Origin of the sequence: Bacillus cereus group sp. MYBK30-2 (assembly GCF_051915945.1) — a bacterium.
Lineage (GTDB): Bacteria > Bacillota > Bacilli > Bacillales > Bacillaceae_G > Bacillus_A > Bacillus_A paramycoides.
In genome coordinates this window covers 780477-803392 of record NZ_JBQAFR010000002.1, presented here as the reverse complement: position 1 = coordinate 803392, position 22916 = coordinate 780477, and the positions used below count along the sequence as shown (strand labels likewise).

Genomic DNA, 22916 nt, shown 5'->3' with positions numbered 1-22916 from the left:
TGACAAATTTGTGGAGAAGTTGTAAACTGAAGAGGTATTCATTTTTGAACCGGAAAGAAACAGGGGGGGCTAAGCATGACGGCGATTCATCGAATGGAGATTCCTGTTCCATTTGCAGTTGAGACAGTGAATGTGTTTTTAGTTGAGGGAGAAACATTAACGTTAATTGATACAGGGACAAATACAGAAGAGGCAAAGAAGGCACTAGAAAGTCATTTAGATGTATTAGGATATAAGATAGAAGATATTGAAACGGTAGTGATTACGCATCACCATGCGGATCATTGTGGACTTTTAAATATATTTTCTGAAAAAGTAAATATTATCGGACATCCTTGGAATGAACCATGGATTACGCAGAATGCCGAGTTTTTAAAGCGGTATCATGAATTTTTTAAAGAGACAGCACTACAGTTCGGAGTTCCAGCAGCATTTTTGAATGATGAGGCACTATTGACGACGAAGACACTTAAATATTCTTGTAATAGATCGTTAACACACACGGTGAGAGAGGGAGATCGTATAGATTCGTTACCTGGATTTACAGTGATTGAAACGCCAGGTCATGCTTCTACTCATATCTCATTATATAGAGAATCTGATGGAATATTAATTGGTGGGGATGCTCTCATTAGTCATATTTCTTCTAATCCAATATTAGAACCACCATATGAAGGGCAGACAGAAAGAGCACGTCCTTTATTGCAGTACAATCAAACATTAAAACGTTTAAGTGAAATGAATATTTCACGCATTTTATCAGGACATGGGGAAGATGTTCTGAATGTGAAACAACTTATTGAAACGAGGTTACAAAAGCAAGAAACACGTGCGTTTAAAGTGCTTGATTTATTAAAAGAAAAGCCAATGACAGCATTTGAAGTATGTGTAAAACTATTTCCGGTATTATATAAAGAACAATTGCCACTAACTATCTCAGAAACTGTTGGACAATTAGACTTTTTAGCATATAATCAACAAGTGATGATTGATGAATCTTCGCAACAATTGATTTATTATGCAAAGTAGGTGACAGCAATGACGGGACGTTTACAAGAAAAAGTAATCGTCATTACAGGTGCTTCTAGTGGAATTGGAGAGCAAGTCGCAATGCAGGTTGCGGAGCAAGGAGCGACTCCAGTATTAATGGCTCGAACAGAAGAGAAACTACAAGCATTAGCAGAAAAAATTAAAGCAACTTATAATACGCCTTGCTATTACTATGTATTAGATGTAAGTGAAGAAACGAAAGTGCAATCTGTTTTTTCAGAGGTATTACAAGAAGTAGGACGTATTGATATATTGGTAAACAATGCGGGGTTTGGTATTTTTAAAATGTTTGAAGATGCGTCAATGGATGAAGTAAAGGATATGTTTCAAGTAAATGTATTTGGATTAGTAGCTTGTACGAAAGCAGTATTACCTTATATGGTAAAAAGGAACGAAGGACAAATTATTAATATTGCTTCATTGGCTGGAAAAATTGCAACTCCGAAGTCGAGTGCTTATGCAGCAACAAAACACGCTGTATTAGGATTTACGAATAGTTTACGTATGGAGTTATCTAACACAAATGTGTATGTAACAGCAATTAACCCGGGACCGATAGATACGAATTTTTTTGAAATAGCTGATCAATCAGGTACATATGTGAAAAATATGGGACGTTACATGTTAAAACCAACATATGTAGCAGAACAAATCGTAAAGGCGATGCAAACGAAAAAACGTGAAGTAAACTTGCCGAAGTGGATGGGAATTGGGCCGAAGCTCTATGCATTATTCCCGGGGTTATTTGAACGTGTTGCAGGTAAATCATTAAGTAAAAAATAGGAGATTTCCATATGGAAATCTCCTATTTTTTTATTTTCCGGTCACATAATCGTAAACGATATCTTCAACCGCCTCGTACACATCAATTTCAGTATTTGAATGAATTATCGTTTGAATATGTTTAATTAACATTTCCTGATCCTCTTTTGAAACAGGATTACATTGATATTGCCGAAAACTTTTTGTAATCATTTTCTCAATTAATTTTTCATTCATGTTTTTCCCCGCCCATATGTATACATGTATTGTTTTATTGTACTTGAAGTGAAATAAAAATACTACCATACATAATTTTTGTATAAAAATTCACCTACGTATATTATTTTTCTAGTAAAATTAAGTTTTTAAAGTTTTTAAAATTAATAAATATTTAATTGACTCTATAAATATACAATATTATAATCATATTTAATTTAAAGAATCGATTTAAGGAGGAGCATATGAAAGTCGCAATTATTGGAGCAACTGGATATGGAGGTATTGAATTAATTAGGTTATTAGAGCAACACCCATATTTCTCAATAGCATCTCTCCACTCCTTTTCGCAAGTTGGTGAATGTATAGCGAATGCATATCCGCATTTGCGAAATGTTCTCGTTCATAAGTTGCAAGAAATTGATGTGGATGAAATAAGGAAGGTAGCGGAGATTGTATTTTTAGCAACACCCGCAGGAGTATCTGTGGAGCTGACACCAAAGTTATTAGAAGTAGGTTTAAAAGTAATTGACCTATCTGGTGACTTTCGTATGGTAGATCCTTCGCTATATGAAATGTGGTATAAGCAGCCAGCTGCAAAGGGAGAAATTCTCAGAAAAGCAGTGTATGGATTAAGCGAATGGAAAAGGGAAGAGGTTAGGTGCGCTGAATTAATTGCAAATCCGGGATGTTTTGCAACAGCGACATTGCTAGCGGTAGCGCCGTTAATGCAAAACGGGATAGTTGAAGAAGATTCAATTATTATAGATGCAAAGTCAGGAGTATCAGGAGCGGGGAAAACACCAACAACAATGACTCACTTTCCAGAGCTATACGATAATCTTCACATTTATAAAGTGAATAAGCATCAGCACGTTCCTGAGATTGAGCAAATGCTTATAGAATGGAATGGTGAAGCGAAGCCAATTACATTTAGTACACATTTAATACCGATATCACGAGGGATTATGGTTACACTCTATGCAAAAGTAAAACAAAAAATCAAAATGCAGCAATTTCAAAAGTTGTATGAAGAAACGTATCATAATTCAGCTTTCGTTCGAATTCGTTCTCAAGGAGAATTCCCAAGTCCGAAAGAAGTAAGAGGCTCAAATTATTGTGATATTGGGTTAGCTTACGATGAAAGAACAGGAAGAATTACAGTAGTTTCTGTTATAGATAATATGATGAAGGGTGCAGCGGGGCAAGCGATTCAAAATGCAAATATATTAGCGGGATTGGAAGAGGCAACGGGTTTACAGCATATACCGCTTTATCCATAAGGGGGAAATTATGATTAAAGCATCGTCCATTAATAAATTAGAAAATGGTTCAATTGTCACTCCGAAAGGCTTTTCGGCAATTGGTACTGCAAATGGTTTGAAAAAGGAGAAAAAGGATATAGGTGCAATCATTTGTGAAGTACCAGCATCGTGTGCCGCTGTTTATACAACAAATCAAATGCAAGCAGCGCCGTTGCAAGTAACGAAAGATAGTATAGCGGCGGAAGGGAAGTTACAAGTAATCGTCGTTAATAGCGGAAATGCAAATGCTTGTACGGGAATGAAAGGATTGCAAGATGCTTACGAGATGCGAACATTAGGAGCTGAACACTTTGGAGTAAAAACGAATTACGTTGCGGTCGCTTCAACAGGTGTAATTGGAGTACCTTTACCGATGGATATAATTCGAGAGGGAATTGAATCACTTGTACCAACAAAGGAAGTAAGTGAAGCTCATTCTTTTTGTGAAGCGATTTTAACGACGGATCTTATGACGAAAGAATCTTGCTATGAGATGATAATTGACGGAAAAGAAGTAACAATTGCTGGGGTCGCAAAAGGTTCTGGGATGATTCATCCCAATATGGCAACGATGCTTAGTTTTATTACAACAGACGCCAATATAGAGCATGACGTATTACAAACAGCACTATCACAAATTACGAATCATACATTTAATCAAATTACGGTGGACGGAGATACTTCTACGAATGATATGGTCATCGTTATGGCAAGTGGATTATCAGAAACGAAGCCAATAAGTATGGAACATAAAGAGTGGGAAACTTTCGTAGTTGCTTTACAAAAGGTATGTGAAGATTTAGCAAAAAAAATTGCGCAAGATGGTGAAGGGGCTACGAAGTTAATAGAAGTAAATGTGCTAGGGGCTCGAACAAGCGAAGAAGCAAAGAAAATCGCTAAGCAAATTGTCGGTTCGAGTCTTGTGAAAACAGCAATATACGGTGAAGACCCAAATTGGGGGCGAATAATTAGTAGTATTGGCCAAAGTGAAGTAGCTATTAATCCAAATACAATTGATATCACCCTTCAATCTATCAATGTGTTAAAAAATAGTGAACCTCAAATGTTTTCTGCAGAGGGAATGAAAAAGAAATTACAAGAACATGAAATTATTATTGATGTGTATTTACATTTAGGAGAGGAAACGGGATCGGCTTGGGGCTGCGACTTAAGTTATGAATATGTGAAAATAAACGCTTGTTATCGTACATAAGGAGAGAGAAGATGAGTGATTATATTGTAGTTAAATGCGGCGGTAGCATGCTGGATCAATTAAATGATGTGTTTTTTGATTGTATAAAGAAATTGCAACAGAAGTATAAGGTAGTGATTGTCCATGGTGGTGGCCCAGAAATTGATGCCAAATTAAAAGATTGTAATATCAAAGTAGAAAAAAGAGATGGGTTACGAGTAACACCAAAAGAAGTTATGGATGTTGTTCAAATGGTGCTATGCGGAAGTACGAATAAAAAGTTTGTAATGAATTTACAAAAGCATAATTTACTTGCGGTAGGTTGTTCAGGGTGTGACGGTAATTTACTTCAAGTTCAACCTGCCAGCGAAGGGATAGGATATGTGGGAGAAGTAAGTTATGTAGAAACAGCCTTATTAAAAGGATTAATAAATATGAATTATATTCCTGTTATTGCTCCAATCGGGATAAATGATAATGAGATTTATAACATAAATGCTGATACCGCTGCAGCTGGGATTGCGGTCGCATTATCCGCAAAAGAACTCATTTTTATTACGGATGTAGATGGAATATTACATGAAGGAAAATTGGTAAAGAAAACGGACGAATCTGAAATTGTTACTTTTATAGAAAAAGGAGTTATTACAGGCGGGATGATTCCGAAAGTACAGGCGGCACTTACATCATTAAAAATGGGAGTGCAAAAGGTTAGTATCGTAAATGGTACAAAGGATTTTACTGGGGGCACAGGAGAGTGTATTGGAACTACGGTAACAAAAGGAGTGAGTATCGTATGACGAGCCATCTTTTTCAGACGTATGGAAGAAGAAAAATTGAGTTTGTAAAGGGAAATGAAACGAAAGTTATTGATAAAAATGGTAACCAGTATTTAGATTTTACGTCGGGAATTGGCGTATGTAATTTAGGACATTGTCACCCTACTGTTATGAAAGCTGTACAAGAGCAACTTGATGATATATGGCATATATCTAACCTGTTTACAAACAGCTTACAAGAAGAAGTCGCGTCATTATTAACAGAAAATATAGCATTAGATTATGTGTTTTTCTGTAATAGCGGAGCAGAGGCGAATGAAGCTGCTTTGAAGTTAGCCCGTAAGCATACTGGAAAATCTCTCGTCGTAACATGTGAGCAATCTTTTCACGGTAGAACATTCGGAACGATGAGTGCGACGGGGCAAAATAAAGTGAAAGAAGGATTTGGTCCACTACTTCCGTCTTTTTTACATACCCCTTTTAACGATATTAAGGCGTTAGAGGAAGTAATGAATGAAGAAGTTGCGGCGGTAATGGTAGAAGTTGTTCAAGGAGAGGGAGGAGTAATACCTGCTGATCTATCTTTTTTGAAAGCGATTGAAACATTATGTAATAAGTTCGGTTCATTATTTATTATAGACGAAGTACAAACAGGGATCGGAAGAACAGGAACACTATTTGCTTACGAACAAATGGGAATAGATCCTGATATCGTTACCACTGCTAAGGCTCTTGGAAATGGCATTCCCGTTGGAGCGATGATTGGCCGGAAAGAACTTGGAACATCGTTTACTGCAGGATCACACGGTTCAACGTTTGGTGGGAATTATATTGCAATGGCTGCAGCGAAAGAAGTATTGCAAGTAAGTAAGAAACCATCGTTTTTAAAAGAAGTAAAGGAAAAGGGCGAGTACGTATTAGAGAAGTTGCGAGAAGAATTACGACATGTCGAATGTATTCAAAATATACGTGGTAAGGGGCTTATGATTGGGATTGAGTGTAAGCATGAAGTTGCAAGTTTTATAGAACAACTAGAAGAAGAAGGACTTCTCGTATTACAAGCAGGGCCTAATGTTATAAGACTATTACCGCCACTTATTGTAACGAATGAAGAGCTAGAACAAGCGGTATATATGATAAAAAAGATAGTTTGTACAAAAAATGCATCAATCATATAAGGGGGAAATTTCATGTCAACTGTACAAGTACCAAAATTAAATACGAAAGATCTTTTAACACTAGAGGAATTAACGCAAGAAGAAATCATTTCTTTAATTGAATTTGCTATATATTTAAAAAAGAATAAGCAGGAGCCTTTATTACAAGGAAAAATATTAGGTCTCATTTTTGATAAACATTCAACTCGTACTCGCGTTTCTTTTGAAGCAGGGATGGTACAGCTTGGAGGACATGGAATGTTTTTAAATGGAAAAGAGATGCAAATGGGTAGAGGAGAAACGGTGTCAGATACTGCGAAAGTACTGTCTCATTATATTGATGGGATTATGATACGTACATTCTCACATGCGGATGTAGAAGAGCTTGCGAAAGAATCGAGTATTCCTGTTATTAATGGATTAACGGATGATCATCACCCTTGTCAAGCGTTGGCAGATTTAATGACGATTTATGAAGAAGTTCATGCGTTTAAAGGAATTAAATTGGCTTACGTAGGTGATGGGAATAATGTATGTCATTCATTGTTGCTAGCGAGTGCAAAAGTCGGAATGAATATGACTGTTGCAACGCCCGTAGGGTATGAACCGAATGAGGAAATTGTAAAAAAAGCGTTAGCGATTGCTGAAGAAACAGGAGCTGAAATTGAAATTTTGCATAATCCTGAATTAGCGGTAAACGAAGCGGACTTTATTTATACTGACGTTTGGATGAGCATGGGGCAAGAGGGAGAAGAAGAGAAATATACTTTATTTCAACCTTACCAAATCAATAAAGAACTTGTTATGCATGCGAAGGAAACATATCGTTTCTTACACTGTTTACCTGCCCATCGTGAAGAAGAAGTAACAGGAGAGATAATAGACGGGCCACAGTCTGTTGTCTTTGAGCAAGCTGGTAATCGATTGCATGCTCAAAAAGCGTTATTAGTGAGTTTGTTTCAAAATACTGGAAAACCTTCCTGAAAAGGAAGGTTTTTTTATATTGAAATGTCGGATGTATATTTGGTTAATTATCTCTATATCATTTATAATAAAAAGAGAAAACTAAATTTGTTTTTCATATCATGTAAGGACATACTAGATAGAAAAAATATAGTTAAAGAGATGATAATTGTGAAAACAACTAAGAAGACATATTCGTTTTTTCAGCGGATGTGGAGAATATTAAAGTTTCAATATTATAAGTTACTGCGATCGCCAGAAGGAGCAAAGAAAGTGTCGTTAGGCTTTGCTATTGGATTTGGTTTAGAAATGTTAGTAATTTATACGGCATCGCTCGTATATTTAATATTTTATCCAATTGTCAGGTTGGCAAAGGGATCTTTTCCAGCCGCAGTCATTGGCAATATTATTGGGAAAATATCGTTTCTCCCAGTATTTTTATTTCCATTTGCTTACGCATTAGGGAAAACGATTTATCCATTTCATGTAAAGAAAATACATCATGAACCATTTACGATATCAGATTTGTTTTCGAGCCATATTTTCACAATGTTAAAGAGCTTATTACAGAGTGAAGTATATGTATTGATTGGTATGACGATAATAGGAATTGTGTTTGGGGTAATTTCATATTTCGTTGTGCATTATTTATATGAAAAGAATCGTAAGTTACGTTTGAAGAAAAGAAAGAAACGAGTGAGAGAACCACTTGTACAAATATAAAGAATGTCACATTCATTTTCTCCGTTGAATATGTTTAAGAAAAAGGGGGAGAGAATGAATGTATTATTATTACGTACCTCAAGTATACTCATATCCAACATATTATCCGGTACATGATATGCGAAGACAATTTGGAGTGTATCAACAACCGCAGGAATTACAACAACCTCAACAATAGAATACGCAAGAGCGAAAGCCATATTTAATGACATGGCCGTATTCAAATGTTTATTATGGTAATTATTACGAATCATAAAGCTGCTTCTATTTAGAAGCAGCTTTATACGTTTGTTTTCAAAATTAAATTTTGAATGGTTTGAAGAGAATAAATGAGCTTTTCGCGCTCTTCCTCAGATAATGTTTGGAAATTTTCTTTTAGTTTGTCTAAAATGAATTGCTGATACTGACCTACTAGCAATTTCCCTTCAGCTGTTAGGGAAATTAAAATGACCCGTCGATCTTTTTCGCTATAATGACGCTCTATTAGTTCTTCTTGAATGAGTTTGTTTAATAGAGGGGTCATGTTAGGCCGTGATATCGCTAGCCGCTTGCCAATTTCTGAAACTGCTAATGTACCATTTTCATGCAAAAGCAGTAACACCTGTGTATGTGATGGCGGCATATGTCTTTGAGAAGAAAATTCTCCAGGAAGCATAAATTTGCGATAAAAAAGAGGCACTAGCGAAAGCAGATGATCAACGATACGTTCCCACTCGCGTGATTCCATATAAAGGCCCCCTTCCACTATCATTGTAACAAAAAAGACAAGGTATAAAAATAGAATTGTTTCATGGTCGCCTTAATATTTGTAGGATAACACTTGCTTTGTAAATGCATTGGCAATAATTGCATAGCCGTTATCATTTGGGTGTACTTGGTCAAATAGTAAATCTTTTTTATCATTCGATATTAATTTTCGAATTGGTAAAACGATAGATGGTTGATTCGCTTTTGAAATAGCATAAACAGAATCATTCCAACCATCTAAAAACATATCTGCATAACTGGCAATAGAGTCATCGAGTTGTAAAGGGTTATAGAGTTCAGAGAGAATGAGTAAAGCATTCGGATTTTGATCTCGAACTGTCTTTACAATGTTTTTTACATCCGTTTCGAAACGAGCTTTTTCTTTATTTAGCATTTTAATACCATCTATAACACCTACATCACGATTTAAGCGAAATAAATTATTTCCCCCAATATTAATAGTAATGATATTCGCTTCCCTAATTTTTTGTTGAACTTCTTCGGACTGAACTTTTTTAGCGAGACGATCCGTAGTAAGGCCATTTACACCAAGATTTTCTACTGTAATTGGTTTATGAATTTGTTCTTCCAGTTGTCTGGAAGCTAATTCGGCAAATCCCCCCTGTGTAGATCCATATCCTTTGGCGAGTGAATCACCTAATACGAGGTGATAAAAGGAGTCGTTCGTTTGTTTATCAATCCAACTTGGAGCAGATGGTGTTTCTGTTTTTTCTTTAATTTCTTTTTGTTTTGTCTCATCGTTCTTTTCAAAATTAGAATAAGAGATGATTAGAAGGAGGAGACAAACAATTGTTAAGATGACTTTTTTCATAAATTCATCCTCCTTGTAATTGGTAATTGTATCATATTCAGCAGTATAAGCAATGTAAGGGCATATTATATATTTATGAAAACTTCACAATAACTTTACAGAAAATTTGTAGAAGTGTGTCAAAAAATATTGACGATATGAAAGAAGTTTAGATATGATAATGTCAGATAAGGTGAAAATCGTCGCTCTAATAGAAGAAAAAAGGTATGTGGTTAGGGACTGATGGAGATTCATTTCATTATTTTGGGGTAATTGTATAAGGGGGATTTTTTGTGAAAAAGTCAAAAAAAATGCTAGCTGGAGCAACTCTTGCTATTGGTGTTATAGCGCCGCAAGTATTGCCAACAACAGCTCATGCAGAGGAAAAAACTGGGGAGAGTACAGTTAACTTACGAATTTTAGAAACATCAGATATTCACGTTAACTTAATGAATTATGATTATTATCAAACGAAAACAGATAATAAAGTAGGTCTCGTGCAAACTGCAACGCTTGTTAATAAAGCGCGTGAAGAAGCGAAGAACTCTGTCCTATTTGATGATGGGGACGCATTACAAGGGACGCCGCTTGGGGATTATGTGGCGAATAAAATAAATGATCCGAAGAATCCTGTTGATCCAAGTTATGTACATCCATTATATCGTTTAATGAATTTAATGAAGTATGACGTCATCTCTCTTGGGAATCATGAATTCAACTACGGTTTAGATTATTTAAACAAAGTGATTAGTAAAACGAAGTTCCCAGTTATTAACTCGAATGTTTATAAAGATGATCATGATAATAATGAAGCGAACGATGAAAATTATTTTAAACCATATCATATTTTTGAGAAAGAAGTAGTGGATGAATCAGGTGAAAAACAAAAAGTGAAAATTGGTGTAATGGGATTTGTTCCACCTCAAGTTATGAACTGGGATAAAGCAAATTTAGAAGGAAAAGTAAAAGCGAAAGATATTGTTCAAACAGCGAAGAAAATGGTACCGAAAATGAAAGCAGAAGGTGCAGACGTTATCGTTGCATTAGCTCATTCAGGTGTTGATAAAAGTGGATACAACGTTGGAATGGAAAATGCATCGTTTTATTTAACTGAAGTTTCTGGTGTAGATGCAGTATTAATGGGACATTCACATACTGAAGTGAAGGATGTATTTAATGGTGTTCCGGTTGTAATGCCTGGCGTTTTTGGCAGTAACTTAGGTATGATCGATATGCAATTGAAAAAGGTAAACGGAAAATGGGAAGTGCAAAAAGATCAATCTAAGCCACAACTTCGTCCGATTGCTGATGGTAAAGGAAACGCATTAGTAGAATCAGATCAAAAATTAGTTAATGAAATTAAAGATGATCATGAAGCAACAATTAACTATGTTAATACACCTGTAGGTAAAACGACAGCACCAATTAATAGTTATTTTTCATTAGTACAAGATGATCCTTCTGTACAACTTGTGACGAATGCCCAAAAATGGTATGTAGAAAAGTTATTTGCTGAAAATGGACAATATAGTAAATATAAGGGAATTCCAGTTTTATCTGCAGGAGCACCATTTAAAGCAGGTGGCCGAAACGGTGCTACATACTATACTGATATTCCGGCTGGAACTTTAGCGATTAAAAACGTTGCAGATTTATATGTATATCCAAATACATTATATGCTGTGAAAGTAAATGGAGCACAGGTAAAAGAATGGCTTGAAATGTCTGCTGGTCAGTTTAATCAAATCGATCCAAAGAAAACAGAAGAACAGCCATTAGTAAATGTAAACTATCCTACATATAACTTTGATATTTTAGATGGTTTAAAATACGAAATTGATGTGACGCAACCAGCGAAATACGACAAAGATGGAAAAGTTGTAAATGCAAATACGAATCGTATTGTAAATATGACGTATGAAGGTAAGCCTGTAGCTGACGATCAAGAATTCATCGTAGCGACAAATAACTATCGCGGAAGTAGCCAAACGTTCCCTGGTGTAAGTAAAGGGGAGGTTGTATACCAATCACAAGATGAAACACGTCAAATCATTGTGAAGTATATGCAAGAAACACCCGTTATTGATCCAGCGGCAGATCAAAATTGGGCGTTTAAACCGATTGTTGCAGATAAATTAAATACAACATTTGACTCTTCACCAAATGCACAAAAGCATATAAAGAAAGATGGAAAAATATCATATGTTGGACCATCTGAAAATGAATTTGCTAAATATGCAATTGATATAACGAAGAAGAATGATAGTGATAAGGAAACTGGTGGAGAAAATCCAACGCCACCACCAACAGATAATGGAGGTAATGGAGAAAATCCAACGACGCCACCAACAGGTGATGGAGGTAATGGAGAAAATCCAGCACCACCAACGGGTGATGGAGGTAATGAAGGAAATCCAAAGCCACCGTCAATAGACGAAGGTAATAATGGAAATGAACCAAAACAAGATGAGAACAAAACAGGATCTGGACAAACTACAACAGATAATCAAAATGCAAAAGAAACAACAAAAGTAAGTGAAAATAAAGAGGAACATGATCTACCGAAAACAGGTGCAAGTGTTGCTTCTACAATTGGAGCTGGTCTGGCGTTTGTTGGAGCAGGATTACTTATGTTATTTAGAAGAAAGAAAGCAAGTAAATAGTAAAGTATTGTATGAGAAAAGGATTACCGATTACGGTAATCCTTTTTTATGTGTATATTATGAAACTGGTACTGCTTTTTCTTTTTTCCATGAAAGACCGAATCCAGTAAAGCCAACGATAATAGTTACGACTGGACAAGCTAAGCAGAAGATTGCGTATGGAACATAATCGAATGTTGGGACACTAAGGACGTTTGATAAGAATACGCCACTTACACCCCAAGGTACGAGCGGATTAATTACTGTACCAGCATCTTCTAATACTCGTGATAAATTACGACGTTCTAAACCGACTTCATCGTATTTGTTAGCGAATGCTTGTCCTGTTAAAACAATTGATAAGTATTGTTCGCCGAGTAAGAAGTTTACACCAATTGCAGTTGAAGCGGTAGAGATGATTAAGCGTGTACTTGTCTTTACAAAGCTAGAGATGATATTCATAAGCTGTGTGATAATACCCATTCCTTGTAGTAAACCACCCATACATAGAGCGAGGAAAATAAGGGCAATCGACATCATCATACTTTGCAAACCACCGCGAGATAATAAGCTATCAATATCTTTTATACCAGTTTTAGAAACGTAACCGTCCTGCATAATTTTCATTAAATCAGGTAGAGACGTACTTGGCTTGAAAATAAAGAGAATAATGATTCCTACTACGATTCCAGCAAGTAATGTTGGAACTGCTGGAACCTTTTTAAATGCGAATAGGAACAGTAATAAAATTGGAATAAGTGTAACGATAGAAATCGTTGCATTTTTTTCTAACGTACTAATAAAAGCTGAGAAATCAACATTGCCTCCAGATCCACTTCCTAAAATGAAAAATGCAATAAAAGCAATAATGAAGGCAGGGACTGTTGTCCAAAGCATGTTACGAATATGTTCAAATAAATCTACACCCGTTACAGCTGGAGCTAAGTTTGTTGTATCAGATAAAGGAGACATTTTATCTCCAAAGAAAGCACCAGAAATAATTGCACCGGCGATAAGAGCTGGATCGTATCCAAGAGCACTACCCATGCCCATAAAGGCAAGGCCTACAGTTGCAGCAGTTGTAAACGCACTACCAATACTCGTTCCAACAATTGCACAAACAACAAAAACAGTTGGAATGAAAATTTTCGGAGATACAAGTTGGAAGCCGTATACCATTAAAGTTGGAATTGTTCCAGCTGCGATCCAAATGCTGATTAATACGCCTACAAGTAAGAAAATAAAAATAGATGGAATACCAGCTGAAATACTACTGATCATCCCTTTTTCCATAGTAGACCAAGAGATTTTTTTCATAAAGCCAAACGCTAATAAAATAACGATACCGAATAAAATTGGGATATGCGGTGAAACTTCTAATTGAATAACACTAAAACCAATACAGAAAAAGATAAAAATTGTTAAAAGAACAGATTCAATTTTTGAAACCATTATTTTCCCCTCCTAATTAATCGAAAATAGTCTTTTTTATATAAAATTCGCCAATATTGTATATTTCCTTCTAAAATTTAGAATTTTGTGACAAATTACCGGTAATTGTTAATAATTCTATATGATACGGAAATGATTGGATAAAAAAACGTCCCTGCATATAATTATGCAGGGACGAAGAAATCGCGGTACCACCCTAGCTTGTGAAATGAATGTATCACGAAATAAAGGGTCGTATGATATGCGCTAATAAAATAAAAACGCCCCTGCAATATATGCAGGGACGAAAAATTCGCGGTACCACCCTAAATTGTGAAACAGTGTCGTTTCACCACTCTTTAGACATAACGGTCTATAACCGTCTTTCACTACTCCTCACGTTTCGTAAAAGAAGCTCCAGGGGGTAATTCATAAATCGCTCTGTACTGGTTCGCACCGACCACCAGCTCTCTGAAATCAGAAATCGAAATACTACTAAATCCTATCAACGCCGATTCATATGATGTTAGTTAAATTTTTATCATATATTCGTCTCACATGTCAATAAAAACATTCAAGATTTTTTAAGGGGAATAAAGGGAAAATGTTTTTAAAGCTCTAAATTTGTGCGTTATAATGAAAGTGAAAGGGGGAGAAAAGAGTGAAGAAAAGAATAGTTCTTTTTACAACCTTATTAGTTGTTGGGGGTGGTGCTGGAATTTACACAGCTTTTGCAGCCTCCTCAGACCAACCAGACAAATACAAAATACAGCAGTCAGAAGTGAAAAAAGTAAAAGAAGCTGAAGAGAAGAAATCAATGGAAAAAACAGCAGCGAAACTAGGGGTTTCTACCGAGGGAAAAACAAAAGAAGTGATTGAAAAAGAAGTAGACACTGCCAGATTTGAGCAGCGACACGATCTATTAATTGAGCATGCAAAACAACTTGGAATTGATACAGAAGGAAAAAAAGATGAAGAAATTATTTTAGAAATTGGAAAGGTAAAGCATGGAAGGTAGAACAACTTATCGTATGATAAGTTGTTCTTTTTTAAGAACCTTTTGATTTAAAAATAATTGACAGTCATTTAGATTTAATGTTAACTGTATTTATAAACTAGTTAACATTAGGGGTGACAATTGTGACTGTTAGTAGTAATACGAATGAAAAATTACCTTATACATATGAAGAATTATCGGAGAAAAATAAAGCCTATGTATGGCATCCATTTACACAAATGAAAGATTATTTAGAAGAAGATCCTGTCATTATTGAACGTGGAGAGGGAAGAAAGCTATACGATGTAAATGGAAATGAATATTGGGACGGTGTTTCGTCTATTTGGTTAAATGTGCATGGGCATCAAGTACCGGAACTAGATGAAGCAATTCGTGAGCAATTAAATAAAATTGCACATTCTACTATGTTGGGACTTGCTAACGTTCCATCTATTTTATTAGCAGAAAAAATAATTGATGTTGTACCAGAAGGCTTGAAGAAAGTATTTTATTCAGACTCTGGTTCCACCGCTGTTGAAATTGCAATTAAGATGGCTTTTCAATATTGGCAGCATAAAGGGAAACCGAGAAAACAAAGATTTGTTACATTAAAAGAAGCATATCACGGTGATACAATTGGTGCTGTTTCAGTAGGAGCAATAGACTTGTTTCACCAAGTGTATAGTTCGCTCTTATTTGAAGCAATCAAAATGCCTTATCCGTATACATATCGTTCTCCTTATGGAGATAACAAGGAACAAATTGTAAAAAAACATTTAGAAGAAATGGAAGAATTGCTGAAAGAAAAGCATGAAGAAGTAGCAGCGATTATTGTGGAGCCATTAATGCAAGGTGCTGGCGGGATGATTACAATGCCGAAAGGATATTTAAAAGGGCTTCGCGATTTATGTACAAAATACAATGTATTATTTATTACAGATGAGGTAGCGACGGGATTTGGGCGTACCGGAAAAATGTTTGCATGTGAACATGAGAATGTGACGCCAGACATTTTAACTGCGGGAAAAGGTTTAACAGGTGGTTATTTACCTGTTGCAATTACGATAACGACAGATGAAATTTATAATGCCTTCTTAGGAGACTATGAAGAACAAAAAACGTTTTTCCATGGTCATAGTTATACAGGGAATCCGTTAGGGTGCGCTGTAGCAATTGCAAATTTAGAACTATACGAAAAAACTAATTTAATAGAAGATGTTGCGTATAAAACGGAATATGTAGCAAAACAATTAGAAGCGCTTAATGAATATAAGCACGTAGGAGATATTCGTCAGTGCGGGCTAATGGTTGGCATTGAACTTGTTAAAAATAAGGAAACGAAAGAATCGTTTGAATGGACAGAAAGAGTCGGCGTTCAAGTGTGTAAACGCTCAAGAGAGTTAGGCATGATTTTACGTCCACTTGGTAACACCATTGTATTTATGCCTCCTCTTGCATCTACAATGGCTGAAATTGATGAGATGTTACGCATTTTATATAAAGCAATCTCAGATGTTACGGAGGAAGAATGATGAGTGGTTTCTTTATAACAGCAACAGATACGGAAGTTGGAAAAACTGTAGTGGCAGGGGCCTTAGCAGGTATATTTCGTGAGCGTGGGTATAATGTTGGTGTATTTAAACCGTTGCAAAGTGGACATGTTGCGTCAAATCCAGATGGGGATGCAGCAAGGTTAAAAGCATTATCGGGTGTACCGACAAAAGAAGATGAAATTTGCCCTTATTCAATTGAAGAACCACTTGCTCCGAGACTTGCCATGAAAAGAGCTGGAAGAGTCGTAAAGTTAAAAGAAATTATTGCGCACTATGAAGAGTTATTAAAAGAGTTTAATAGCCTATTTGTAGAAGGAGCTGGTGGGCTTGCCGTCCCATATACAGAAGACGCTCTAGTAATCGATTTCGCAAAAGAATTAAAGCTGCCTCTTATTGTAGTAGCACGTCCTACACTAGGAACAGTAAATCATACAATTTTAACAATAGCTTACGCAAAGGCACACGGATTAACAGTGGCAGGTGTCATTTTATCTGGTTGTAAAGAATGTGAAATGGAAAGAGTACAAGAAAATAAAGAAATGATTGAAGAATTGAGTGGGGTACCGGTTTTAGGTTTATTACCATTCTTTGAAGGTGAGTTTACAAAAGAAGAAGTCTTGGAATCTGCAAAAGAATATATAATGATTTCAAAATTAGAGGAGTTCGTCCAAAATGAATCAAATGTGGCGCACACATCTTCAATCTAAATTACAACAATTAAGTGAGCAAGGGCAGTATCGCAATTTGCATGTAACAGAGCAAGCAGAAGAGACATGGCTTATTCGAGATAAGAAAAGGATGCTAAATTTAGCATCAAATAATTATTTAGGATTAGCTGGAGATGAAAGGTTGAAAGAAGCTGCTATTGTCTGTACAAAAAAATATGGAACTGGAGCGACAGCATCTCGTCTCGTTGTAGGAAATTATCCACTGTATGACGAGGTTGAGAGAAGTATATGTAATTGGAAAGGTACTGAAAGATCCTTAATTGTAAATAGTGGATATACCGCGAATGTTGGAGCGATTGCTTCGCTAGTTGGTCGTCATGATATTGTTTTTAGTGATAAATTAAATCATGCAAGTATTGTTGATGGAATTATATTAAGTGGGGCAGAACATAAAAGGTATCGTCATAATGATTTGGATCATTTAGAGAAGCTGTTGAAAATAGCGTCACCTGAAAAGAAGAAATTAATCGTAACAGATACTGTTTTTAGTATGGATGGTGATACTGCATATTTGAGAGGTTTAGTGCAGCTTAAAGAGAAATACGGGGCAATCATTATAGTTGATGAAGCGCATGCGAGTGGAATATACGGAATTAGTGGAGCTGGATTATCTCATATAGAAAAAGATATTGCTCAAAAAATTGATATACATATGGGGACGTTTAGTAAGGCTTTAGGGTGTTATGGTGCGTATTTAACAGGTGATGCAATTTATATAGAGTATTTACAAAATATGATGAGGAGCTTTATTTTTACTACAGCTTTACCACCAGGAACATTAGGAGCGATACAAAAAGCAATTGAGATTGTGAAAGAAGATCACGAAAGAAGAGAGAACCTTATAGCGAATGGTGCGTACTTCAGGAACCGTTTACGAGAAGCTGGTTTTGATATTGGGAATAGTTCAACTCATATTGTACCGATTGTAGTCGGTTCAAATGAAAATGCTTTACGCTTTAGTGAAAAATTGCAAGAGATAGGCATTGCAGCAATTGCGATTCGCCCACCAACTGTTCCAGTCAATAGTTCCCGAATTCGCTTTGCAGTTACGTCACAACATACAAGAGCCAATTTAAGATGGGCAACGCAGCATATTATTCGCATTGGTAAAGAAGAGGGGTTTTTAGTATGAAAGAGCTGAAGATTATTTTTATTCCTGGATGGGGAATGGAAGAAGAGGTTTGGACTTTAGTTCTGCCGTATTTTAAAGGATATTCTGTTCAATGTGTAGAGTGGCGTAATGTGAAAGAAAGTAGTGAATTTGCGGGGCGCATCATAGATGCAGCAAATGATGAAAATGTGATTTTAGTTGGGTGGTCATTAGGAGCGCTAGCAGCTATCCAATCTTATAAAAAGATTAAGGCGAAAGGTATAGTTTTAATAGGTGGCACTGCTAAATTTACAATTACGAGCGACTATACAAGTGGGTGGAATGCTTTGTTTGTAGAACGTATGAAAAAGAATTTAGCAAGGAAGAAAGAAGGTACGCTACAGCGCTTCTATGAAAATATGTTTACAAAAAATGAGTTAAAAGAGAATAAGAGTTTTAAAGAGATTACAATGCGATTTAAAGGAGACACGATTCAGTCTTTACAATTAGGTTTAGATTATTTAATAGAAACAGATATGAGAAACGAATTAACAGATATCAAAGTCCCTTTGTTACTCCTTCATGGGGAGCAGGATGTAATATGCCCATTGTCTGCAGCACATAGTATGACGAAGAATACGAACGCTACGCTAAAAGTAGTAAGCGAGGCTGGACATGCATTATGCATAACAAATTTTGAATATTGTGCAAATGAAATAATTCAATTTGTAGAGGGGATACGACATGATCAACAAAATGTTACTGCAAAAACGGTTTAACGGGGCGGCGGTATCTTACGATCAATATGCAAACGTGCAAAAGAAAATGGCACAATCGTTACTTTCTATATTGCAAGAAAGGTACAGTGAAGCATCATCGATACGTATTTTAGAACTTGGATGTGGAACTGGATATGTAACAGAGCAATTATCAAATTCATTTCCGAAAGCACATATTACAGCTGTTGATTTTGCTAATGAGATGATTGCAGTGGCGAAGGCTAGGAAACAAGTAGAGAATGTTGTATTTAGATGTGAAGATATTGAGAAATTAAAATTAGAAGATTCATATGATGTCATTATTTCAAATGCTACATTTCAATGGCTAAATGATCTAAAAGCGACAGTGAAAAATTTATTTAACCATTTGTCTGAAGAGGGAATATTATTATTTTCAACGTTTGGTAATACGACTTTCCAAGAGTTACATACGTCTTTCCAACGTGCTAAGAAAGAAAAGGGGATACACAATTGTACTTCAATTGGACAACGCTTCGTTTCGAAAGAACAGTTGGTAAATATATGCAAAATGCCATTAGGAGATGTACATGTTTCTGAAACATGTTACATAGAAAGATTTACAGAAGTTAGGGAGTTTCTACATTCTATTCGAAAAGTAGGAGCGACCAATAGTAATGAAGAATCGTATTGTCAAAGTCCTTCACTCTTTCGGGCGATGCTTCGAATATACGAAAGAGACTTCACGGAAAAAGAAGGGATAATGGCAACATATCATGCTTTATTTACGTATATAACAAAAGAGGGGAAGAGATGAAATGAAACAAGTACAAACAAAAAGGGATTGGAAAAAACTTGCATACGACGTAGTAGAAGAGAAAATGATTACGAAAGAAGATGCAATAGCGATATTAGAAGCTGATGACACAGAAGTTTTAGAAATTATGAATGCAGCTTATATCATTCGCCATCATCATTTTGGTAAGAAAGTAAAATTGAATATGATTATTAATACGAAATCAGGCTTATGTCCTGAAGATTGCGGGTATTGTTCACAGTCTATTATTTCAGAAGCACCGATTGATAAATATGCATGGTTAACGCAGGAGAAAATTGTAGAAGGAGCACATGAAGCAATTCGCCGTAAAGCAGGTACATATTGTATTGTAGCATCTGGACGTCGTCCGACGGATAAAGAAGTAAATCACGTAATTGGAGCAGTTAAGGAGATTCGTGAAACGACAGATTTGAAGATTTGTTGTTGTTTAGGTTTCTTAAACGAAGATCAAGCAGGACGTTTAGCAGAGGCTGGTGTGCATCGTTATAACCACAACTTAAATACACATGAAAATAATTATGATAGTATTTGCTCAACTCATACGTATGACGATCGTGTTGATACAGTTCAAAAGGCGAAGAAAGCCGGCATTTCACCATGCTCTGGGGCGATTTTTGGAATGGGAGAAACAATTGAACAACGTGCTGAAATTGCCTTTGAATTACAACGTATAGATGCAGATTCTATTCCTTGCAATTTCCTTGTTGCTGTAAAGGGGACGCCGCTTGAAGGACAAAAAGAGTTAACACCTGTAGAATGTTTAAAAGTGTTGGCGATGATGCGTTTTGTAAATCCAACAAAAGAAATTCGTATTTCAGGAGGGCGCGAAATCAATTTACGTTCTGTACAGCCGCTCGGTTTATTTGCAGCAAACTCTATTTTTGTCGGCGATTATTTAACGACAGCTGGACAAGAGCCGACTGCGGACTGGGGTATGATTGAAGATTTAGGATTTGAGATTGAAGAATGTGCACTATAATATAGATGAAAAGCAAACTCTTTTAAGAGTTTGCTTTTTTTGTAAATAAAATGTAATAAAAAGCCATTAACGCTTGATACTATTGCCTTTTAATCGAGAAAAAGAATTTTTGTGGACGAATTTTCCAAGGCCCAATTGTACATAGTAAAAAAGTAATTTATATTGGGTTGGAGGATTTTACATGCACAAATATATATTAGCTATTATGACTTGTCTTATTTTAATAAAAGCGATAAGTGCTGATCCAGTTAAGGCGGCTGAAAATCCTGAACAAAAAGAAATGCAACAAAGAATTGAACAACATTTTCGAACGAAAGCTGAGCATTTTGGACTTGAAACAGAAGGAAAAGATTTAAAAGAAGTGCGGAAAGAAATTTATATTATAGAAGAATCGAAAAAGAGAGAAAATGTGTGGAGAACAGCACAAACTCTTCGTATAAAAACAGAAGGAAAAACGATGGATGAATTAATAGAAGATGTACGAAAAAAGGTGAAAAAATAAAATAAAAAAAGAGGCCGTAGCCTCTTTTTTTAAGCCCATTGTTTTGATAAGTGAGCCATTTCGATTGCAGCAACTGCTGATTCACATCCTTTATTACCAGCTTTTGTACCTGCACGTTCAATCGCTTGTTCAATTGTTTCTGTCGTTAATACCCCGAAAATAACTGGAATGTCTGTTTGTAGTGATAAAGACGCAACACCTTTTGCTACTTCATTACAAACGTAATCGTAATGTGTTGTAGCACCACGGATTACTGTACCTAATGTAATAACAGCATCATACTTTCCGCTATTGGCCATCTTTTTAGCGATCAAAGGAATTTCGAATGCACCAGGAACCCATGCAACGTCAATATCATTTTCTTCTACACCGTGGCGCTTTAATCCATCTAAAGCCCCGCCGAGTAACTTGCTTGTAATAAACTCATTAAAACGTCCAACAACAACCCCAACTTTTAAACCTGTACCAACTAAATGACCTTCGAATACCATATTTTATCTCTCCCTTAATTATAAGTTTAATAAATGTCCTAATTTGTTTACTTTCGTTTGTAAATACGTTTTATTTTCTTCTTTTGCTGGCATTTGCAACGGTACACGCTCGATTACTTCTAAATCGTAACCTTGTAAGCCAGCAATTTTTCGTGGATTATTCGTTAATAATCGTAACCTTTGTAAGCCTAAATCTTTTAAAATTTGAGCGCCAATACCGTAATCACGAAGATCTGCTGGGAATCCGAGTTTTTCATTTGCTTCTACAGTATCAAAGCCTTCTTCTTGTAATTTATAAGCGCGAAGCTTATTAAGAAGCCCAATGCCTCGTCCTTCTTGCCTCATATAGAGAAGAACCCCTTTTCCTTCACGCTCAATTTGAGCAAGCGCAGCATGTAGCTGTGGTCCGCAGTCACAGCGGCACGAACCGAATACATCACCTGTTAAGCATTCTGAATGGACACGTACAAGTATATGATCACCTGTTGAAATATCACCTTTTACGAGTGCGATATGTTCTTTCGTGTCTAATGAGTTAGAATAGCCAATTGCATGAAACGTACCGAAATCAGTAGGTAATGTAATTTCCACTTCTCTCGTTACAAGCGTTTCATGATGGCGGCGATAAGCAATCAAATCTTCAATTGTAATCATTTTTATATCAAATTGCTTTGCGTACTGCAGTAAATCAGGTACACGTGCCATCGTCCCATCTTCATTTATAATCTCGCAAATGACCCCAGCTGGTTCTGCTCCGCAAAGTTTGGCTAAATCGACAGCAGCTTCTGTATGACCAGCACGGCGCAAGACACCGCCTTCTTTCGCAATTAATGGAAAGATATGTCCAGGGCGATTGAAATCAGCACTTTTTGATGTAGGATTTAACAATTCTTGTATCGTAGTTGCACGTTCGTGAGCGCTAATCCCTGTAGTTGTAGAAATATGATCAATACTTACTGTAAACGCAGTATGATGTGAATCTGTATTATGAGAAACCATCGGTTCTAACTGTAGACGCTCTGCGCATTGTTCTGTAATCGGTACGCAAACGAGGCCACGACCGTGTGTAATCATAAAATTAATCGTTTCTGGTGTGATGAACTCTGCTAAAGCAATAAAATCGCCTTCATTTTCTCGGTTTTCATCATCACATACGATAACGACTTTTCCTTGTTTTAAATCTTTTAGAGCTTCTTCAATACGATGAAACATTGTGCTTCCCCC

Annotated in this window: 23 protein-coding genes, 1 pseudogene and 1 other annotated feature; of the genes and pseudogenes, 18 read left to right on the top strand and 6 right to left on the bottom strand. The window is 36.2% G+C overall.

The window, feature by feature from the left end:
* Positions 1 to 75 precede the first annotated feature (75 nt).
* Together ACTFQM_RS15685 and ACTFQM_RS15680 are read left to right on the top strand one after the other, a co-directional pair.
* Positions 76 to 1029: an MBL fold metallo-hydrolase gene (locus tag ACTFQM_RS15685; protein ID WP_440035127.1), complete on the top strand. Its 954-nt coding sequence runs from the start codon at positions 76 to 78 to the stop codon at positions 1027 to 1029.
* Positions 1030 to 1038: 9 nt separating this feature from the next.
* Complete coding sequence (locus tag ACTFQM_RS15680; RefSeq protein ID WP_002173368.1) at positions 1039 to 1833, top strand: SDR family oxidoreductase; 795 nt, start codon at positions 1039 to 1041, stop codon at positions 1831 to 1833.
* A gap of 30 nt (positions 1834 to 1863) precedes the next feature.
* Here ACTFQM_RS15680 and ACTFQM_RS15675 read toward each other — a convergent pair whose 3' ends face one another.
* Entirely contained in the window at positions 1864 to 2049 is a 186-nt protein-coding gene (locus tag ACTFQM_RS15675) for a YqzH family protein (RefSeq protein WP_002145860.1), read from the bottom strand.
* A 224-nt stretch (positions 2050 to 2273) separates the two neighbouring features.
* Between ACTFQM_RS15675 and argC the strand changes: the two genes are divergently transcribed.
* The 7 genes and pseudogenes from argC to ACTFQM_RS15640 all read left to right on the top strand — a co-directional run bounded on the left by argC (position 2274) and on the right by ACTFQM_RS15640 (position 8402).
* The gene (gene argC, locus ACTFQM_RS15670; RefSeq protein WP_440035125.1) at positions 2274 to 3311 is read left to right on the top strand and encodes an N-acetyl-gamma-glutamyl-phosphate reductase; all 1038 of its coding nucleotides are present in this window, start codon (positions 2274 to 2276) and stop codon (positions 3309 to 3311) included.
* A gap of 10 nt (positions 3312 to 3321) precedes the next feature.
* On the top strand, positions 3322 to 4545 hold the full coding sequence (gene argJ / locus ACTFQM_RS15665; RefSeq protein WP_440035124.1) for a bifunctional glutamate N-acetyltransferase/amino-acid acetyltransferase ArgJ: 1224 nt from the start codon (positions 3322 to 3324) through the stop codon (positions 4543 to 4545).
* Between the two features lie 11 nt (positions 4546 to 4556).
* The gene (gene argB / locus ACTFQM_RS15660) at positions 4557 to 5324 is read left to right on the top strand and encodes an acetylglutamate kinase (RefSeq protein ID WP_440035123.1); all 768 of its coding nucleotides are present in this window, start codon (positions 4557 to 4559) and stop codon (positions 5322 to 5324) included.
* Positions 5321 to 6481: an acetylornithine transaminase gene (gene argD / locus ACTFQM_RS15655; protein WP_440035122.1), complete on the top strand. Its 1161-nt coding sequence runs from the start codon at positions 5321 to 5323 to the stop codon at positions 6479 to 6481. Before argB ends, argD begins: the two co-directional genes overlap by 4 nt.
* 12 nt (positions 6482 to 6493) lie before the next feature.
* Positions 6494 to 7444, top strand: a complete 951-nt coding sequence (argF, locus tag ACTFQM_RS15650; protein WP_427288242.1) for an ornithine carbamoyltransferase — start codon at positions 6494 to 6496, stop codon at positions 7442 to 7444.
* 150 nt (positions 7445 to 7594) lie between these two features.
* Positions 7595 to 8146: a DUF2062 domain-containing protein gene (locus ACTFQM_RS15645; protein ID WP_265621784.1), complete on the top strand. Its 552-nt coding sequence runs from the start codon at positions 7595 to 7597 to the stop codon at positions 8144 to 8146.
* A gap of 58 nt (positions 8147 to 8204) precedes the next feature.
* Positions 8205 to 8402 (top strand): annotated as a pseudogene (locus tag ACTFQM_RS15640) (hypothetical protein).
* Positions 8403 to 8426: 24 nt separating this feature from the next.
* On the opposite strand, the gene ACTFQM_RS15635 reads toward ACTFQM_RS15640, so the two are convergent.
* Positions 8427 to 8873 (bottom strand): MarR family winged helix-turn-helix transcriptional regulator, encoded by a 447-nt coding sequence (locus ACTFQM_RS15635; protein WP_002173352.1) that lies wholly within the window; start codon positions 8871 to 8873, stop codon positions 8427 to 8429.
* Between the two features lie 72 nt (positions 8874 to 8945).
* Positions 8946 to 9725 carry a GDSL-type esterase/lipase family protein gene (locus ACTFQM_RS15630; protein WP_440035119.1) on the bottom strand — a complete coding sequence of 260 codons (780 nt, stop codon included), beginning with the start codon at positions 9723 to 9725 and terminating at the stop codon, positions 8946 to 8948.
* Between the two features lie 272 nt (positions 9726 to 9997).
* On the opposite strand from ACTFQM_RS15630, the gene cpdB reads away from it, so the two are divergent.
* Complete coding sequence (gene cpdB, locus ACTFQM_RS15625; RefSeq protein ID WP_440035117.1) at positions 9998 to 12367, top strand: bifunctional 2',3'-cyclic-nucleotide 2'-phosphodiesterase/3'-nucleotidase; 2370 nt, start codon at positions 9998 to 10000, stop codon at positions 12365 to 12367.
* 57 nt (positions 12368 to 12424) lie between these two features.
* Here cpdB and nhaC read toward each other — a convergent pair whose 3' ends face one another.
* Positions 12425 to 13798, bottom strand: a complete 1374-nt coding sequence (gene nhaC / locus ACTFQM_RS15620; protein ID WP_440035116.1) for a Na+/H+ antiporter NhaC — start codon at positions 13796 to 13798, stop codon at positions 12425 to 12427.
* A gap of 276 nt (positions 13799 to 14074) precedes the next feature.
* Positions 14075 to 14295 (bottom strand) — a binding site (T-box leader).
* A 143-nt stretch (positions 14296 to 14438) separates the two neighbouring features.
* Here nhaC and ACTFQM_RS15615 point away from each other — a divergent pair.
* From ACTFQM_RS15615 to ACTFQM_RS15580, 8 genes are all read left to right on the top strand, one after another.
* Positions 14439 to 14795, top strand: a complete 357-nt coding sequence (locus ACTFQM_RS15615) for a hypothetical protein (protein WP_440035114.1) — start codon at positions 14439 to 14441, stop codon at positions 14793 to 14795.
* A gap of 122 nt (positions 14796 to 14917) precedes the next feature.
* The gene (gene bioA / locus ACTFQM_RS15610) at positions 14918 to 16306 is read left to right on the top strand and encodes an adenosylmethionine--8-amino-7-oxononanoate transaminase (protein ID WP_440035113.1); all 1389 of its coding nucleotides are present in this window, start codon (positions 14918 to 14920) and stop codon (positions 16304 to 16306) included.
* Positions 16306 to 17034: a dethiobiotin synthase gene (gene bioD, locus ACTFQM_RS15605; protein WP_327902056.1), complete on the top strand. Its 729-nt coding sequence runs from the start codon at positions 16306 to 16308 to the stop codon at positions 17032 to 17034. Before bioA ends, bioD begins: the two co-directional genes overlap by 1 nt.
* Positions 17000 to 18187 (top strand): 8-amino-7-oxononanoate synthase, encoded by a 1188-nt coding sequence (bioF, locus tag ACTFQM_RS15600; RefSeq protein WP_440035111.1) that lies wholly within the window; start codon positions 17000 to 17002, stop codon positions 18185 to 18187. Before bioD ends, bioF begins: the two co-directional genes overlap by 35 nt.
* Positions 18184 to 18924, top strand: coding sequence for an alpha/beta fold hydrolase (locus tag ACTFQM_RS15595; protein WP_440035109.1), 741 nt, complete (start codon positions 18184 to 18186; stop codon positions 18922 to 18924). The genes bioF and ACTFQM_RS15595 overlap by 4 nt, the downstream gene beginning before the upstream one ends.
* The gene (gene bioC / locus ACTFQM_RS15590; RefSeq protein ID WP_002173342.1) at positions 18890 to 19699 is read left to right on the top strand and encodes a malonyl-ACP O-methyltransferase BioC; all 810 of its coding nucleotides are present in this window, start codon (positions 18890 to 18892) and stop codon (positions 19697 to 19699) included. Before ACTFQM_RS15595 ends, bioC begins: the two co-directional genes overlap by 35 nt.
* A 1-nt stretch (position 19700) precedes the next feature.
* On the top strand, positions 19701 to 20699 hold the full coding sequence (bioB, locus tag ACTFQM_RS15585) for a biotin synthase (RefSeq protein WP_440035108.1): 999 nt from the start codon (positions 19701 to 19703) through the stop codon (positions 20697 to 20699).
* A gap of 181 nt (positions 20700 to 20880) precedes the next feature.
* Complete coding sequence (locus ACTFQM_RS15580) at positions 20881 to 21201, top strand: hypothetical protein (protein WP_048374117.1); 321 nt, start codon at positions 20881 to 20883, stop codon at positions 21199 to 21201.
* A 29-nt stretch (positions 21202 to 21230) separates the two neighbouring features.
* On the opposite strand, the gene ribH is transcribed toward ACTFQM_RS15580, so the two are convergent.
* The gene (ribH, locus tag ACTFQM_RS15575) at positions 21231 to 21692 is read right to left on the bottom strand and encodes a 6,7-dimethyl-8-ribityllumazine synthase (RefSeq protein WP_440035107.1); all 462 of its coding nucleotides are present in this window, start codon (positions 21690 to 21692) and stop codon (positions 21231 to 21233) included.
* Positions 21693 to 21710: 18 nt separating this feature from the next.
* On the bottom strand, positions 21711 to 22904 hold the full coding sequence (gene ribBA, locus ACTFQM_RS15570; RefSeq protein ID WP_440035106.1) for a bifunctional 3,4-dihydroxy-2-butanone 4-phosphate synthase/GTP cyclohydrolase II: 1194 nt from the start codon (positions 22902 to 22904) through the stop codon (positions 21711 to 21713).
* Positions 22905 to 22916: the final 12 nt, after the last annotated feature.

What these genes read in the sequence shown, in the direction of transcription:
- ACTFQM_RS15685 (WP_440035127.1), top strand. Translation starts at nt 76, where the DNA reads ATGACGGCGATTCATCGAATGGAGATTCCTGTTCCATTTGCAGTTGAG.
- ACTFQM_RS15680 (WP_002173368.1), top strand. Translation starts at nt 1,039, where the DNA reads ATGACGGGACGTTTACAAGAAAAAGTAATCGTCATTACAGGTGCTTCT.
- ACTFQM_RS15675 (WP_002145860.1), bottom strand. Translation starts at nt 2,049, where the DNA reads ATGAATGAAAAATTAATTGAGAAAATGATTACAAAAAGTTTTCGGCAA.
- argC (WP_440035125.1), top strand. Translation starts at nt 2,274, where the DNA reads ATGAAAGTCGCAATTATTGGAGCAACTGGATATGGAGGTATTGAATTA.
- argJ (WP_440035124.1), top strand. Translation starts at nt 3,322, where the DNA reads ATGATTAAAGCATCGTCCATTAATAAATTAGAAAATGGTTCAATTGTC.
- argB (WP_440035123.1), top strand. Translation starts at nt 4,557, where the DNA reads ATGAGTGATTATATTGTAGTTAAATGCGGCGGTAGCATGCTGGATCAA.
- argD (WP_440035122.1), top strand. Translation starts at nt 5,321, where the DNA reads ATGACGAGCCATCTTTTTCAGACGTATGGAAGAAGAAAAATTGAGTTT.
- argF (WP_427288242.1), top strand. Translation starts at nt 6,494, where the DNA reads ATGTCAACTGTACAAGTACCAAAATTAAATACGAAAGATCTTTTAACA.
- ACTFQM_RS15635 (WP_002173352.1), bottom strand. Translation starts at nt 8,873, where the DNA reads ATGGAATCACGCGAGTGGGAACGTATCGTTGATCATCTGCTTTCGCTA.
- ACTFQM_RS15630 (WP_440035119.1), bottom strand. Translation starts at nt 9,725, where the DNA reads ATGAAAAAAGTCATCTTAACAATTGTTTGTCTCCTCCTTCTAATCATC.
- nhaC (WP_440035116.1), bottom strand. Translation starts at nt 13,798, where the DNA reads ATGGTTTCAAAAATTGAATCTGTTCTTTTAACAATTTTTATCTTTTTC.
- bioD (WP_327902056.1), top strand. Translation starts at nt 16,306, where the DNA reads ATGAGTGGTTTCTTTATAACAGCAACAGATACGGAAGTTGGAAAAACT.
- bioF (WP_440035111.1), top strand. Translation starts at nt 17,000, where the DNA reads ATGAATCAAATGTGGCGCACACATCTTCAATCTAAATTACAACAATTA.
- ACTFQM_RS15595 (WP_440035109.1), top strand. Translation starts at nt 18,184, where the DNA reads ATGAAAGAGCTGAAGATTATTTTTATTCCTGGATGGGGAATGGAAGAA.
- bioC (WP_002173342.1), top strand. Translation starts at nt 18,890, where the DNA reads ATGATCAACAAAATGTTACTGCAAAAACGGTTTAACGGGGCGGCGGTA.
- bioB (WP_440035108.1), top strand. Translation starts at nt 19,701, where the DNA reads ATGAAACAAGTACAAACAAAAAGGGATTGGAAAAAACTTGCATACGAC.
- ACTFQM_RS15580 (WP_048374117.1), top strand. Translation starts at nt 20,881, where the DNA reads ATGCACAAATATATATTAGCTATTATGACTTGTCTTATTTTAATAAAA.
- ribH (WP_440035107.1), bottom strand. Translation starts at nt 21,692, where the DNA reads ATGGTATTCGAAGGTCATTTAGTTGGTACAGGTTTAAAAGTTGGGGTT.
- ribBA (WP_440035106.1), bottom strand. Translation starts at nt 22,904, where the DNA reads ATGTTTCATCGTATTGAAGAAGCTCTAAAAGATTTAAAACAAGGAAAA.